General features: G+C 63.6%; 26 protein-coding genes. All 26 read right to left on the bottom strand.

All coding sequences use genetic code 11. From position 1 onward, the window contains the following. Nucleotides 1-38: 38 nt before the first annotated feature. A complete protein-coding gene (gene rpsK / locus AC1DGP_RS32700; RefSeq protein WP_043237079.1) occupies nucleotides 39-428 on the bottom strand; it encodes a 30S ribosomal protein S11 in 390 nt (129 codons plus the stop codon). Nucleotides 429-546: 118 nt separating this feature from the next. Further along, the gene (rpsM, locus tag AC1DGP_RS32695; protein ID WP_043237082.1) at nucleotides 547-915 is read right to left on the bottom strand and encodes a 30S ribosomal protein S13; all 369 of its coding nucleotides are present in this window, start codon (nucleotides 913-915) and stop codon (nucleotides 547-549) included. A 484-nt stretch (nucleotides 916-1,399) separates the two neighbouring features. Continuing rightward, the gene (locus AC1DGP_RS32690; protein ID WP_441508489.1) at nucleotides 1,400-1,981 is read right to left on the bottom strand and encodes an adenylate kinase; all 582 of its coding nucleotides are present in this window, start codon (nucleotides 1,979-1,981) and stop codon (nucleotides 1,400-1,402) included. Further along, entirely contained in the window at nucleotides 1,981-3,318 is a 1,338-nt protein-coding gene (secY, locus tag AC1DGP_RS32685) for a preprotein translocase subunit SecY (RefSeq protein WP_069880173.1), read from the bottom strand. The genes AC1DGP_RS32690 and secY overlap by 1 nt, the downstream gene beginning before the upstream one ends. Nucleotides 3,319-3,416: 98 nt before the next feature. Then, on the bottom strand, nucleotides 3,417-3,896 hold the full coding sequence (rplO, locus tag AC1DGP_RS32680; RefSeq protein WP_069880172.1) for a 50S ribosomal protein L15: 480 nt from the start codon (nucleotides 3,894-3,896) through the stop codon (nucleotides 3,417-3,419). A 13-nt stretch (nucleotides 3,897-3,909) separates the two neighbouring features. Then, complete coding sequence (gene rpmD, locus AC1DGP_RS32675; RefSeq protein ID WP_069882649.1) at nucleotides 3,910-4,104, bottom strand: 50S ribosomal protein L30; 195 nt, start codon at nucleotides 4,102-4,104, stop codon at nucleotides 3,910-3,912. A 10-nt stretch (nucleotides 4,105-4,114) separates the two neighbouring features. Further along, the gene (rpsE, locus tag AC1DGP_RS32670; protein WP_113517766.1) at nucleotides 4,115-4,678 is read right to left on the bottom strand and encodes a 30S ribosomal protein S5; all 564 of its coding nucleotides are present in this window, start codon (nucleotides 4,676-4,678) and stop codon (nucleotides 4,115-4,117) included. Between the two features lie 68 nt (nucleotides 4,679-4,746). After that, complete coding sequence (gene rplR, locus AC1DGP_RS32665; RefSeq protein WP_441493285.1) at nucleotides 4,747-5,109, bottom strand: 50S ribosomal protein L18; 363 nt, start codon at nucleotides 5,107-5,109, stop codon at nucleotides 4,747-4,749. Nucleotides 5,110-5,120: 11 nt separating this feature from the next. Next, nucleotides 5,121-5,654, bottom strand: a complete 534-nt coding sequence (gene rplF, locus AC1DGP_RS32660) for a 50S ribosomal protein L6 (protein ID WP_043237092.1) — start codon at nucleotides 5,652-5,654, stop codon at nucleotides 5,121-5,123. A 30-nt stretch (nucleotides 5,655-5,684) separates the two neighbouring features. Further along, nucleotides 5,685-6,083: a 30S ribosomal protein S8 gene (gene rpsH, locus AC1DGP_RS32655; protein ID WP_043237093.1), complete on the bottom strand. Its 399-nt coding sequence runs from the start codon at nucleotides 6,081-6,083 to the stop codon at nucleotides 5,685-5,687. A 12-nt stretch (nucleotides 6,084-6,095) separates the two neighbouring features. Next, nucleotides 6,096-6,401, bottom strand: coding sequence for a 30S ribosomal protein S14 (gene rpsN, locus AC1DGP_RS32650; protein ID WP_043237095.1), 306 nt, complete (start codon nucleotides 6,399-6,401; stop codon nucleotides 6,096-6,098). A gap of 36 nt (nucleotides 6,402-6,437) precedes the next feature. Continuing rightward, nucleotides 6,438-7,004 carry a 50S ribosomal protein L5 gene (rplE, locus tag AC1DGP_RS32645; protein ID WP_043237096.1) on the bottom strand — a complete coding sequence of 189 codons (567 nt, stop codon included), beginning with the start codon at nucleotides 7,002-7,004 and terminating at the stop codon, nucleotides 6,438-6,440. Further along, complete coding sequence (rplX, locus tag AC1DGP_RS32640; protein ID WP_043237098.1) at nucleotides 6,997-7,314, bottom strand: 50S ribosomal protein L24; 318 nt, start codon at nucleotides 7,312-7,314, stop codon at nucleotides 6,997-6,999. Before rplX ends, rplE begins: the two co-directional genes overlap by 8 nt. Beyond that, complete coding sequence (rplN, locus tag AC1DGP_RS32635; protein WP_043237099.1) at nucleotides 7,314-7,682, bottom strand: 50S ribosomal protein L14; 369 nt, start codon at nucleotides 7,680-7,682, stop codon at nucleotides 7,314-7,316. The genes rplX and rplN overlap by 1 nt, the downstream gene beginning before the upstream one ends. A 109-nt stretch (nucleotides 7,683-7,791) precedes the next feature. After that, nucleotides 7,792-8,034 (bottom strand): 30S ribosomal protein S17, encoded by a 243-nt coding sequence (gene rpsQ / locus AC1DGP_RS32630; RefSeq protein WP_043237101.1) that lies wholly within the window; start codon nucleotides 8,032-8,034, stop codon nucleotides 7,792-7,794. Between the two features lie 11 nt (nucleotides 8,035-8,045). Continuing rightward, nucleotides 8,046-8,258: a 50S ribosomal protein L29 gene (gene rpmC, locus AC1DGP_RS32625; RefSeq protein WP_043237102.1), complete on the bottom strand. Its 213-nt coding sequence runs from the start codon at nucleotides 8,256-8,258 to the stop codon at nucleotides 8,046-8,048. Nucleotides 8,259-8,268: 10 nt separating this feature from the next. Then, entirely contained in the window at nucleotides 8,269-8,682 is a 414-nt protein-coding gene (rplP, locus tag AC1DGP_RS32620) for a 50S ribosomal protein L16 (RefSeq protein WP_043237103.1), read from the bottom strand. A gap of 18 nt (nucleotides 8,683-8,700) precedes the next feature. Beyond that, nucleotides 8,701-9,411 (bottom strand): 30S ribosomal protein S3, encoded by a 711-nt coding sequence (gene rpsC, locus AC1DGP_RS32615; RefSeq protein WP_043237104.1) that lies wholly within the window; start codon nucleotides 9,409-9,411, stop codon nucleotides 8,701-8,703. A gap of 10 nt (nucleotides 9,412-9,421) precedes the next feature. After that, nucleotides 9,422-9,805, bottom strand: coding sequence for a 50S ribosomal protein L22 (gene rplV, locus AC1DGP_RS32610; protein WP_043237105.1), 384 nt, complete (start codon nucleotides 9,803-9,805; stop codon nucleotides 9,422-9,424). A 3-nt stretch (nucleotides 9,806-9,808) separates the two neighbouring features. Next, on the bottom strand, nucleotides 9,809-10,087 hold the full coding sequence (gene rpsS, locus AC1DGP_RS32605) for a 30S ribosomal protein S19 (protein WP_043237107.1): 279 nt from the start codon (nucleotides 10,085-10,087) through the stop codon (nucleotides 9,809-9,811). 8 nt (nucleotides 10,088-10,095) lie between these two features. Next, complete coding sequence (gene rplB / locus AC1DGP_RS32600; RefSeq protein WP_069880166.1) at nucleotides 10,096-10,938, bottom strand: 50S ribosomal protein L2; 843 nt, start codon at nucleotides 10,936-10,938, stop codon at nucleotides 10,096-10,098. 15 nt (nucleotides 10,939-10,953) lie between these two features. Continuing rightward, nucleotides 10,954-11,265 carry a 50S ribosomal protein L23 gene (locus AC1DGP_RS32595; protein ID WP_043237110.1) on the bottom strand — a complete coding sequence of 104 codons (312 nt, stop codon included), beginning with the start codon at nucleotides 11,263-11,265 and terminating at the stop codon, nucleotides 10,954-10,956. Then, complete coding sequence (rplD, locus tag AC1DGP_RS32590) at nucleotides 11,262-11,882, bottom strand: 50S ribosomal protein L4 (protein ID WP_069880165.1); 621 nt, start codon at nucleotides 11,880-11,882, stop codon at nucleotides 11,262-11,264. Before rplD ends, AC1DGP_RS32595 begins: the two co-directional genes overlap by 4 nt. After that, nucleotides 11,882-12,607 (bottom strand): 50S ribosomal protein L3, encoded by a 726-nt coding sequence (rplC, locus tag AC1DGP_RS32585; RefSeq protein ID WP_113517770.1) that lies wholly within the window; start codon nucleotides 12,605-12,607, stop codon nucleotides 11,882-11,884. Before rplC ends, rplD begins: the two co-directional genes overlap by 1 nt. Nucleotides 12,608-12,674: 67 nt before the next feature. Continuing rightward, a complete protein-coding gene (gene rpsJ, locus AC1DGP_RS32580) occupies nucleotides 12,675-12,983 on the bottom strand; it encodes a 30S ribosomal protein S10 (RefSeq protein ID WP_043237115.1) in 309 nt (102 codons plus the stop codon). Nucleotides 12,984-13,052: 69 nt separating this feature from the next. Beyond that, nucleotides 13,053-13,315 (bottom strand): EF-Tu C-terminal domain-related protein (locus tag AC1DGP_RS32575; protein ID WP_476833100.1); only part of this gene is annotated, 263 nt, incomplete at its 5' end.

The raw sequence follows: 13,315 nt of genomic DNA, 5'->3' as shown, positions 1-13,315 counted from the left end.
GCGCTCGCCAGTGCGAGCGCCGCAATCCAATCCGGGCGTCAGACGCGACGGCGCTTGCGCGGCCGGCAGCCATTGTGCGGGATCGGCGTCACGTCGCGGATCGAGGTCACGGTGAAGCCGGCGGCCTGGAGGGCGCGCAGAGCCGATTCACGACCCGAACCTGGGCCCGTGACCTCGACTTCGAGGGTGCGCATGCCGTGCTCGGCAGCCTTGCGGGCCGCATCCTCGGCCGCGACCTGGGCGGCATAGGGGGTCGACTTGCGCGAACCCTTGAAGCCCATGGTGCCGGCGGACGACCACGAGATCGTGTTGCCCTGGGCGTCGGTGATGGTGATCATGGTGTTGTTGAACGAGGCGTTCACATGCGCGACGCCAGAAACGATGTTCTTGCGTTCACGACGACGAACGCGCTGGGCTTCCTTGGCCATAGTCTCTTTCTTTCATCCTTCGAGCGCGCCCGTCATGCCAGGCGCTGGGGATGTCGCCTGCCCTTGAGCGGGTCAGGCGACGCATAGACAGCGGGCCGGATGACCGGCCCGCCGAAACTCACTTCTTCTTGCCGGCGATCGGCTTGGCCTTGCCCTTGCGGGTGCGCGCATTGGTATGCGTGCGCTGGCCACGGACCGGCAGCGAGCGACGATGACGCAGACCGCGATAGCAGCCGAGATCCATCAGGCGCTTGATGTTCATCGAGACTTCACGACGCAGGTCGCCCTCGACCAGATAGTCGCGGTCGATCGTCTCACGGATCTGAAGCACCTCGGCGTCGGTCAGCTGGTTGACGCGACGCTCGTCGGCGATGCCGACCTTCTGGCAGATTTCCTTGGCCTTCTGGGCACCGATGCCGTGGATATACTGCAAGCCGATGACGACGCGCTTGCCGGTCGGAATGTTAACGCCCGCGATACGAGCCATGGTCTCTTCTCCATTGTCGGCCGAGGCGCCCGATGGCTGCCCGGCAGTGAAAACCTACCCGCGTCCGGTGGAGGCCGGCCCCTGCGAGCGTTGAATCGGCTCCATGCGAGAACGCGACGTCGCCCCTCCTCGCGAAGGTAACGGCATCGCCACATGCAACCGGATGAGGGTCGTTAGTCGGTCGAAGCTCTTGAGTCAACCCGCCGACCTCAAGAATCATGCCAGCTTCCTCGAAGCTGCTCTTACTCGGCCGGCAGGCGGCGTTACGGCTCAGCCCAGCTCGAGCGGACTGCGCCCCGCCCGACTGAAATCGATTTTGCACCTGCCGCAAGCGCGTTCCGGGCTTCGTTGATCGGGGCGGCATACGCCCTCTTCCAAACAGAAATCCCCGGCGCGACGAGAACCGTCTCCGCCGGGGCTGATATCGCTGACGACAGCAAGGTCAGAAGCACGAGCCCGATGCCGAACCCGTGCCCGCGCATTGCTAAGCGCCGAGTGCCTTGCAGATCGCGCCCGTCACCTCGTCGATCGGCTTCATGCCGTCGATCGCAGTGAGCTGGCCACGCTTCGCATAATAGGGCGAAACCACCGCGGTATCGCGGTTATACGCTTCGAGCCGGGTCTTGAAGACCACCGGATCGTCATCCTTGCGCACCGGTTGCCCGGCCGCCTTCGCCTCTTCGGCACGACGGATGATCCGGTCGACGAGCTTGTCCTGATCGACCGTGAGCTCAAGGACCGCGTCGAGCTTCAGCCCCTTCTGCGCCAGCATGGCGTCGAGCGCCTCGGCCTGGGCCAACGTGCGCGGAAAGCCGTCGAGGATGAAGCCCCGCTTCGCGTCCGGCTCCTCGATGCGATCGGCAACGATCCCGATGACGATATCGTCCGAGACCAGTCCGCCGGCATCCATCACCGCCTTGGCCTTGAGCCCCACCGGCGTCCCGGCCGCAACCGCGGCCCGGAGCATGTCGCCGGTCGAGAGCTGCGGAATGCCATGCTTCTCGACGATACGGGTTGCCTGAGTACCCTTGCCCGCCCCCGGCGGCCCCAGGAAGATCAATCGCATCAGCGCCTCGCCCCTCGCAACTTCGCCTTCTTGACCAGCCCCTCATACTGGTGGGCCAGCAGATGCCCGTGAACCTGCGCCACGGTATCCATGGTTGTCGTCACCACGATGAGCAGCGAGGTGCCGCCCAGGAGGATGATCGGAATCTGGGCATACGTGATCATGAACTCGGGGATAAGGCAGACAATAGTCAGATAGCCTGCGCCGAGAACGGTGATCCGGGTCAGCACGCGGTCGATATGCTCGGCGGTGCGCTCGCCCGGGCGGATGCCCGGCATGAAGCCGCCATGCTTCTTCAGATTGTCCGCCGTCTCGACCGGATTGAACACGATGGCGGTGTAGAAGAAGCAGAAAAAGATGATCAGCGCGGCGTAGAGGATCATGAACAGCGGCCGGCCATGCGCCAGATAGGTCGCCACCGTTGACAGCATGCCGGTGCCGCCCGAGGCCTGCGAGAAGCTGGCGATCGTCGTCGGCAGCAGCAGCAGCGAGGAGGCGAAGATCGGCGGGATGACGCCCGACGTGTTGAGCTTCAGCGGCAGGAACGAGGTCTGGCCCTCATACATGCGGTTGCCGACCTGGCGCTTGGGATAGTTGATCAGCAGGCGGCGCTGGGCCCGCTCCATGAACACGCAGAAGGCGATGACGCAGATGGCCATGACCAGGATCAGCAGCAGCAGGCCGGTCGAAATCGCGCCCTGACGGCCAAGCTCGAGGGTCTGGGCGAGCTGCGACGGGAACTCCGCGATGATGCCCGAGAAGATGATCATCGAGGTTCCGTTGCCGATGCCGCGGCTGGTGATCTGTTCACCGAGCCAGAGCAGGAACATCGTACCGCCGACCAGCGTGATCGTCGTCGAGAGCAGGAAGAACGGGCCGGGCTCGAGCACCAGATTGCCGGACCCCTGCAGGCCGACACCGATGCCGTAGGCCTGGAACACCGCCAGCACGAGGGTCAGGTAGCGGGTGTACTGGTTCAGGACCTTGCGGCCCTGCTCGCCTTCCTTCTTCAGCGCCTCGAAGGTCGGCACCACGCTCGACAGGAGCTGGATGATGATCGAGGCCGAGATATAGGGCATGATCGCGAGCGCAAAGATCGCCAGTCGCCCGACGGCACCGCCCGAAAACATGTTGAACAGGCCGAGCACGCCGGTCTGCGACTGTTTGAACAGGTCGGCAACGGCGTCGGGGTTCATGCCGGGCAGCGGGATATAGGTACCGAGCCGGTAGACGATGAGCGCCCCCAGCGTGAACCAGATCCGCTTCTTGAGCTCGTCCGCCTTCGCGAGCGCGCCGAAATTCAGGTTTGCCGCAAGCTGTTCAGCCGCCGATGCCATGCGTCCGGTCCTTGATCGGAATAAACGTCAAACAGTCGAACGGCGGCCTAGGCTTCTGGCCTGGCCGCCGTTCGCAATCGCTCATGTAAGCGTCGCTGTCACGCCTGTGAAGCAGCAGCCGCCAGGATCTTGACCGAGCCGCCAGCCTTTTCGATGGCCTCGACCGCCGACTTCGACGCGCCTGCCACTTCGAAGGCAAGCTTCGTCTTCAGTTCACCGACGCCGAGGATCTTGACGCCGTCGGGGGCCGCCTTCGAGATCACGCCGGCCGCAACCAGCGCCTCGATGGTGACGACGCCCTTGCCGTCGAGCTTGCCGGCCTCGACCGCCTGCTGGATCCGACCGAGATTGACCTCGTTCAGTTCCTTGGCGAAGAGGTTGTGGAAGCCGCGCTTCGGCAGGCGACGATAAAGCGGCATCTGACCGCCTTCGAAGCCCTTGACCGCCACGCCGGCACGGGCCTTCTGACCCTTGACGCCGCGTCCACCAGTCTTGCCCTTGCCGGAGCCGATACCACGGCCGACACGGATGCGGGACTTGTGGGCGCCTTCGTTGTCACGAATGTCTGTGAGTTTCATCGGACAATCCCCCTCACTTCGCGTCGACGACGCGGACGAGGTGCTTGACCTTCTCGATCATGCCACGGACGGAAGCGGTGTCCTGCAGGGTCGATTGGCGGCGGATCTTGTTCAGGCCGAGACCGATCAGGGTCTGGCGCTGCGAGGCCTCACGGCGGATCGGGCTACCGATCTGCTCGACGACCACGGTCTTTTCAGCTTTTGCCATGGTGCAGCCCTCACGCTTCGGCCGCGGCGTCGGTGCCGGCATCGCGACGACGCGACTGCAGGGCCGAAACCTTCAGGCTGCGGCGCGCGGCGACGCCACGCGGGCTGTCCTCGTTCTTGAGCGCCGAGAAGGTGGCGCGCACGAGGTTGTAGGGGTTCGACGAACCGAGCGACTTCGACACGACATCCTGCATGCCAACCGCCTCGAAGACGGCGCGCATCGGACCACCGGCGATGATGCCGGTACCGGCCGGAGCTGCACGCAGCACGACGCGACCGGCGCCGTGGCGGCCCTGGACGTCGTGATGGAGCGTGCGGCCTTCGCGCAGCGGAATGCGGACCAGCCCGCGCTTGGCGGCTTCAGTCGCCTTGCGGATGGCTTCCGGCACTTCGCGAGCCTTGCCATGGCCGAAGCCGACGCGGCCCTTCTGGTCACCGACGACGACGAGGGCAGCAAAGCCGAAACGACGGCCGCCCTTCACCACCTTGGCGACGCGATTGATGTGGACCAGACGATCCACGAATTCCGAATCGCGCTCTTCGCGATCCTGACGGTCACGAGGTTCTCTCGCCATGTCATCCTCTTACTTGCGCGGACGCTGCCTGATGCAGCGCCGCTCGCTCGAGCATCCCGGATGGGATGTCAGAAGTTCAGTCCGGCCTCGCGGGCCGCATCGGCAAGCGCCTTGACGCGACCATGATACATGTAGGAGCCGCGATCGAAGACCACGTCCTTCACGCCGGCCTTGACCGCACGCTCGGCAACCAACTTGCCGATCGTGGCCGCAGCCTCGACATTCGCGCCCGACTTGATGTCGCCGCGGATGTCCTTGTCCAGGCTCGAGGCCGACGCGAGGGTGATGCCCTTCGCGTCGTCGATGACCTGGGCATAGATCTGCTTGCCGGTGCGATGCACCGACAGGCGAGCGCGGCCATTGGCGACCGCCTTGATGGCGCGACGGACACGGGCCCGGCGGCGCGCAGTGTTTTCTGTCTGCTTGCTCATGGCTCGCGTCCTTACTTCTTCTTCCCTTCCTTGCGGAAGATGAATTCGCCGGCGTACTTGACGCCCTTGCCCTTGTAGGGCTCGGGACCGCGATAGTCGCGGATCTCAGCGGCGGTCTGGCCGACCACCTGCTTGTCGATGCCGGTGATGACGATTTCAGTCGGCTTCGGCGTGACGATCGCGACCCCGGCCGGGATCGCATAGTCGATGTCGTGGCTGTAGCCGAGCGACAGCTTGAGCACCTTGCCGGTGACGGCGGCCTTGTAGCCGACGCCGTTGATCTCAAGCTTCTTCTCGAAGCCGTTGGTGACGCCCGTCACCAGATTGGCGACGCGAGCCCGGGACGTGCCCCAGAGCGAGCGCGCACGCTTGCTCTGCGAGCGCGGCTGAACGGCGATGGCGCCGTTCTCGAGCGCAACCGAGACATCATCGGGCACGGAGAAGGAGAGTTCCCCCTTCGAGCCCTTGATGCTCACGAGCTGGCCGGACACGTTGGCGGTTACGCCAGCGGGAACCGGAACAGGCTTTTTACCGATACGAGACATTGGATTTCTCCTGATGAGCGGCGCAGAAGGTCAGAAGACCTTGCAAAGCACTTCGCCGCCCACGTTCTGCTCGCGGGCAAGATGATCGGGCATCACGCCCTTCGGCGTGGAGACGATGGTCACGCCGAGGCCGTCGGCCACGCGCGGCATCGTGTCCACCGAAGAGTAGACGCGGCGGCCGGGCTTCGAGACCCGAGAGATGGCACGGATGACCGGCTGTCCCTCATGGTACTTCAGCTCGATGTCGAACTCGGTCCGGCCATTGCCGAACTCGGTCGTGGAATAGCCGCGGATGTAACCCTCGGCCTGAAGCACGTCGAGCACGCGGGCACGCAGCTTCGAGCCCGGGGTGGTCACGCGCGACTTGCGCCGCATCTGCGCATTGCGGATGCGGGTCAGCATATCGCCAAGCGGATCAATGATCGCCATGATGCGTCCTCCTCACCAGCTCGACTTGACGAGGCCGGGAACCAGCCCCTTGTTGCCGAGCTCGCGCAGAGCAACGCGCGACATCTTCAGCTTGCGATACACGGCGCGCGGACGGCCGGTCACTTCGCAGCGGTTGCGCACCCGGTTTGCAGCCGAGTTGCGCGGCAGTTCAGCCAGCTTGAGGCGAGCAAGGAAGCGCTCGTCCATGGACTGGCTCTCGTCATTCGCGATCGCGAGAAGACGCGCCCGCTTGCCCGCGTACTTCTTCACGAGCTGCCTGCGGTGTTCGTTCTTCTCGACGGAGCTTTTCTTAGCCATCGATCTCTCCTGGTTTCCGCGTATGAGCGGTAAGGCTCACTGCCGGAACGGGAAGTTGAAGTGCTTGAGCAGAGCGCGCGCTTCGTCGTCCGACTTCGCAGTCGTGCAGACGATCACGTCCATGCCCCAGACCTGGTCAACCTTGTCGTAGTTGATCTCAGGGAACACGATGTGCTCCTTGATGCCGAGCGCGAAATTGCCGCGCCCGTCGAACGACTTCGGGTTGAGACCACGGAAGTCGCGCACGCGCGGCAAGGCGATGGTGACGAGCCGGTCGACGAACTCGAACATCTTGGTCTTGCGCAGCGTGACCTTGCAGCCAACCGCCATGTTCTCGCGCAGCTTGAAGCCGGCGATGGCGAGGCGGGACTTGGTGATGACCGGCCTCTGACCGGCGATCATGGCGAGGTCGCCAGCTGCACTGTCGACCTTTTTACGGTCGGCAGTCGCTTCGCCCACGCCCATGTTGATGACGACCTTCTCGATCGTCGGGACTTCCATCACGTTCTTGTAGCCGAACTCGGCGATCATCGCCGGACGAACGACGTCCTCGTAATGCTTCTTCATGCGCGGCGTGAGAGCCGCCTGCTGATTCTCAGCCATCGATCAGATCTCCCGAACGCTTGGCGAAACGCACCTTGCGGCCGTCATCGAGCACCTTGAAACCGACGCGGGTCGGCTTGCCGTCCTTGGGATCGGCGACGGCCAGGTTCGACAGATCGATCGTGGCCTCCTTGCTGATGATGCCACCCTCGGACTGTGCCGAGGCCTTGGTGTGCTTCTTCACGAGGTTGACGCCACGCACCACGGCGCGGGCATCCTTCGGCAGCACCTGGAGCACTTCGCCGGCCTTGCCCTTGTCACGGCCGGCCAACACGACGACCTTGTCGCCCTTCTTGATCTTCGCAGCCATTACAGCACCTCTGGCGCAAGCGAGATGATCTTCATGTGGTTCTTGGCGCGAAGTTCGCGCGGAACCGGTCCGAAGATACGGGTGCCCACCGGCTCCTTCTGGTTGTTGATCAGCACGGCCGCATTGCGGTCGAAACGAATCACCGACCCATCGGCGCGCTTCACGTCCTTAGCGGTCCGAACGACGACCGCCTTCATGACGTCGCCCTTCTTCACGCGGCCGCGGGGAATGGCTTCCTTGATCGAAACGACGATAATATCACCGACACCGGCGTATTTCCGCTTCGACCCGCCGAGAACCTTGATGCACATCACACGACGGGCGCCGGAGTTATCCGCGACCTCGAGATTCGTCTGCACCTGGATCATGGCCTTGATCCTTCCAAACTGTATCAGCGCGGTTTCCGGGCGCGGCGTCAGCGCCGACCCGGACTACGACTGACGGGGGTCGATCGCCCCCTGGCCTCAATAAAGTGACTTACGCCTTAGGAGCGTTGTCGAGCACAACCCAGCTTTTCAGCTTGGAAATGGGCTTGGATTCCTCAATCCAGACCGAATCCCCAACCTTGAACGTCTGCGCCTCATCGTGGGCGTGATAGTTCTTGGTCCGGCGAACAGTCTTCTTGAGGAGCGGGTGCGTATAACGCCGCTCGACCTTCACCACAACAGTTTTGTTCTGCTTGTCGCTAACGACGACGCCCTGCAGCACGCGCTTCGGCATTGTCCTACTCCTCAGGCGCTCGCCGCAACGGTCTTCGACCGCTGCAGCGTCTTGATGCGAGCGATATCCTTGCGCACCTCAGTCACCCGAGCGGTATTCTCGAGCTGGCCGGTAGCGCGTTGGAAACGCAGGTTAAACTGCTCCTTCTTCAGCTTCAGGAGTTCGTCCTGGAGCTGGTCGACACTCATCACCTTGAGATCGGACAGGCGTTGCGTAGCTTTCATGTCGCCCTCCTTACTCGGCGATGCGCTGGATGAAGCGGGTCTTGATCGGCAGCTTGGCGGCGCCGAGACGAAGCGCCTCGCGCGCCGTCTCCTCTTCCACCCCGTCGATCTCGAACATGATTCGCCCAGGCTTGACCTTGGCTGCCCAGAATTCAGGCGCGCCCTTGCCCTTGCCCATGCGGACTTCGGTCGGCTTCTTCGAAACTGGCACGTCCGGGAAGATCCGGATCCAGACGCGGCCAGCACGCTTCATGGCGCGAGTGATCGCACGACGGGCAGCTTCGATCTGACGGGCCGTGACGCGCTCAGGCATCAGGGCCTTCAGACCGAACTGGCCGAAATTGAGGTCCGTGCCGCCCTTGGCAACGCCTGAGATGCGTCCCTTGAACTGCTTGCGGAACTTGGTTCGCTTTGGTTGCAACATGGCTCTTCTCGATCAGCCTTACGCAGCCTGCTCGCGACGATCGCGACCGCCGGAGCGACCACCTTCGTCAGAGAGACGCTTGTCCTGGGCCATCGGGTCGTGTTCGAGGATCTCGCCCTTGAAGATCCAGACCTTGATGCCGCACGTGCCGTAGGTGGTGAAGGCGGTGCCGACACCGTAATCCACATCGGCGCGCAGCGTGTGCAGCGGCACGCGGCCTTCGCGGTACCATTCCAGGCGCGCGATTTCCGCGCCGCCGAGACGGCCCGAGCAGTTGATGCGGATGCCCTCGGCGCCCAGACGCATGGCCGACTGAACGGCCCGCTTCATGGCGCGACGGAACGCGACGCGACGCTCGAGCTGCTGAGCGATGGAGTCGGCCACCAGGGTGGCGTCGATCTCGGGCTTGCGGACCTCGACGATGTTGATCGTCACATCGGCCTTGGTCAGCTTCGAGACTTCCTTGCGCAGCTTCTCGATATCGGCGCCCTTCTTGCCGATCACCACGCCCGGACGAGCCGAGTGGATGGTGACGCGGCACTTCTTGTGCGGGCGCTCGATGATGATCTTGGAGACCGCCGCCTGCTTCAGCAGCTTCATCAGCGCGGCGCGGATCTTCATGTCTTCGTGCAGCAGCTGACCGTACTCACCCTTCTGCGCGAACCAGCGCGAGTCCCAGGTGCGGTTGATGCCGAGGCGAAGGCCGATCGGATTGATTTTCTGACCCATCGTTCTCTCCTCAGGCCTTGGCCGCCTGGACTTCGCGCACCACGATCGTGATGTTCGCGAAGGGCTTCATGATCCGGGCTCCACGGCCGCGGGCGCGGGCATGGAAGCGCTTCATGACCAGGGCCTTGCCGACGAAAGCCTGCGCAACGACGAGATCGTCGACGTCGAGATCATGATTGTTCTCGGCGTTGGCGATGGCGCTCTGCAGACACTTGCGAACGTCGAGCGAGATCCGCTTACGCGAGAACTCGAGATCGGCGAGCGCGGTCGAGACCTTCTTGCCACGGATGAGCTGAGCGACGAGGTTCAGCTTCTGCGGGCTGACGCGAAGGTTGCGGGCAACCGCAACGGCTTCGTTCTCCGGCAGCGCACGGGGGGCGGATGGCTTACCCATGGCTTACTTCCTCTTCGCCTTCTTGTCGGCAGCGTGGCCGTGGAAGGTGCGCGTCGGCGAGAACTCGCCGAACTTGTGGCCCACCATTTCCTCGGACACGTTCACCGGCACATGCTTGTGACCGTTGTAGACGCCGAACGTCAGACCGACGAACTGCGGAAGGATCGTGGAGCGGCGGCTCCAGATCTTGATCACCTCGGCCCGGCTCGCCGAACGGGCGACCTCGGCCTTTTTCAGAAGGTATCCGTCGACAAACGGACCTTTCCAAATCGAACGCGCCATGACGGACCTCAGTTCTTCTTCTTGCGGGCGTGACGGCTCGACACGATGAACGTATCGGTCCGCTTATTCGAGCGGGTCTTCTTGCCCTTGGTCGGCAGTCCCCACGGCGTGACCGGGTGACGACCGCCCGAGGTACGACCCTCACCACCACCATGCGGGTGGTCGACCGGGTTCATCGAGACGCCGCGGTTATGCGGACGACGGCCGAGCCAGCGCGAGCGACCGGCCTTGCCCATGTTGGTGTTCATGTGGTCGGGGTTCGAAACCGCGCCCACCGTAGCATAGCACAGGCCGCTGATCAGGCGCTGTTCGCCCGAGTTCAGGCGGACGATGACATAGCCCTGGTCGCGACCGACGATCTGGGCGTAGTTGCCTGCAGACCGCGCCAGCGCCCCACCCTTGCCGATCTTGAGCTCGACATTGTGGACGATGGTGCCGATCGGCATCGCGCCCATCGGCGAAGCATTGCCGGGCTTGATGTCGACCTGGTCGCCGGAGATCACGCTGTCGCCGACCGCCAGGCGCTGCGGCGCCAGGATGTAGGCCTGCTCGCCATCAGCGTACTTGAGCAGCGCGATGAAGGCGGTGCGGTTCGGATCATACTCGATCCGCTCCACGGTCGCCGCCACGCCCGGCTTGCCGCGACGCTTGAAGTCGACGATCCGGTAGCTCTGCTTATGTCCACCGCCACGGAAACGAACCGTGATGCGGCCGAGATTGTTGCGCCCACCCTTCGAGGACTTACCCTCGGTGAGAGCCTTTACCGGCTTGCCCTTGTAGAGCTCGCTGCGGTCGACGATCACGAGCTGGCGAAGGCTCGGCGTGATCGGCTTGAAACTTTTCAAAGCCATGATGACGATCCTTCCTCAGAGGCCCGTGGTCACGTCGATCGAGTGACCTTCTTCGAGGGTCACTACGGCCTTCTTGACGTCCGAACGCTGTCCGAGCCGGCCCCGGAAGACCTTGACCTTGCCTTCGGTGACGAGCGTGTTGACGCTCTTCACCTTGACATCGAACAACTTCTCGATAGCCGCCTTGATCTGCGGCTTGGTCGCGGTCTTCGCGACCTTGAAGACGACTTTGTTATGCTCGGAGAGCATGGTCGCCTTTTCGGTGATCACCGGGCCACGAATGACATCGTAGTGGCGCGGATCCAGGTTCTTTGCAGACTGGCTCATTTGAAGCGCGCCTCCAGCGCATCGACAGCCGAGCGCGTCAGCACAAGCTTATCGCGACGCAGGATGTCGTAGACGTTGATGCCCTGAACCGGCAGGACGTCGACGTTCGGGATCGAACGCGCGGCCAGGCCGAAGTTCACATCGATCTCGGCGCCGCCGATCACCAGCGCGCTGGACAGATCCAGCTTGCCGAAGTGACCGAGCAAGACCTTGGTCTTCGGCTCGGCGAGCGTGACGTCGTCGATGATGATCAGGCCGGCGTCCTTGGCCTTGGCCGAGAGCGCATGGCGCAGAGCCAGGGCACGGACCTTCTTCGGCAGATCATGCGCATGATCACGCACGATCGGACCGAAGGCCTTGCCGCCGCCGCGGAACTGCGGAGCCGAAGCTGCACCGTGACGAGCGCCACCGGTGCCCTTCTGCTTGTAGATCTTCTTGCGGGTGCGATCGACTTCCGAACGCCCCTTGGACTTGTGGGTCCCGGCGCGACGCTTGGCGAGCTGGTAGCGCACCATGCGGGCGAGAAGATCGGCGCGCGGCTCAAGACCGAAGATCGAGTCCGAAAGCTCGACCGAGCCGGCATTGCCGCCCTCGAGAGTGGTGATATCGAGCTTCATCACGCGTTCTCCTCAACTGCTTCAGCCGCAGGAGCCTGCGTGGTTTCGCCAGCAACCTTGAACTTGCCAGGAAGCGGCGCATCCTTCGGCAGGGCGCGCTTGACGGCGTCGCGGACGTGGATCCAGCCGCCGGCAACGCCGGGAACGGCGCCCTCGACCAGGATCAGGCCGCGCTCGGCGTCCGTCTGGACGACGCGCAGGTTCTGCGTGGTCACGCGCTCGGCACCGAGATGGCCCGGCATCTTCTTGTTCTTGAAGGTCTTGCCGGGGTCCTGACGACCACCGGTCGAACCGATCGAACGATGCGAGACCGAGACACCGTGCGTGGCCCGCAGACCGCCGAAGTTCCAGCGCTTCATACCGCCGGCAAAACCCTTACCGGTGGTGGTGCCGCTGACATCGACGAACTGGCCGACGACGAAGTGATCGGCAGTCAGCTCGGCGCCGACGGGGATCAACGCATCGTTGCTGACGCGGAACTCCACGACCTGGCGCTTGGGCTCGACCTTGGCCACGGCAAAATGACCGCGCTCAGCCTTCGAGACGTTCTTGACCTTGGCCAAGCCCGACCCGAGCTGAACGGCGACATAGCCGTTCTTCTCGATCGTGCGATGCGCGACAACCTGACAGCTGTCGAGCTTCAGCACGGTGACTGGGATGTGTTCACCGGCATCCGTGAAGATGCGGGTCATCCCGACTTTCTGTGCAATCACACCGGAACGCATCGGTGCATACCTTCTCTTGGGGTCATGTCCATCCGGGGTATCCGGAAACAGAGGACCCGACGATGGATCAGAGCTTGATTTCGACGTCGACGCCGGCGGCGAGATCGAGCTTCATGAGGGCGTCGACCGTCTGGGGGGTCGGATCGACGATGTCCAGGACCCGCTTGTGGGTCCGCATTTCGAACTGCTCGCGCGACTTCTTGTCGATGTGGGGCGAGCGGTTGACCGTGAACTTCTCGATAAGCGTCGGCAGCGGGATGGGCCCGCGAACCTGGGCGCCTGTCCGCTTCGCGGTCGACACGATCTCGCGCGTGGAGGCGTCGAGGATGCGGTGGTCGAACGCCTTGAGGCGGATCCGGATGTTCTGACCGTTCATGGTCTTGTTCTCTCCGTGACGTGAAAAGGCAAAGGCCCTTGGAAGGGCCTTCGCCCTCACGAAAACGCGTTACGCGATGATGCTGGCGACGACGCCGGCGCCGACKGTCCTGCCGCCTTCGCGGATGGCGAAGCGCAGCTTCTCCTCCATCGCGATCGGCACGATCAGGTGCACTTCCATGGTGATGTTGTCGCCAGGCATCACCATCTCGGTGCCCTCAGGCAGGTGCACCACGCCGGTCACGTCCGTCGTGCGGAAGTAGAACTGCGGGCGGTAGTTGGTGAAGAACGGCGTATGGCGGCCGCCCTCTTCCTTCGTCAGGATGTAGGCCT

The organism is Allobosea sp. 05T433 (assembly GCF_056396065.1).
The sequence above is the reverse complement of the archived record's forward strand: the minus strand, read 5'-3'. Positions and strand labels throughout refer to the sequence as shown.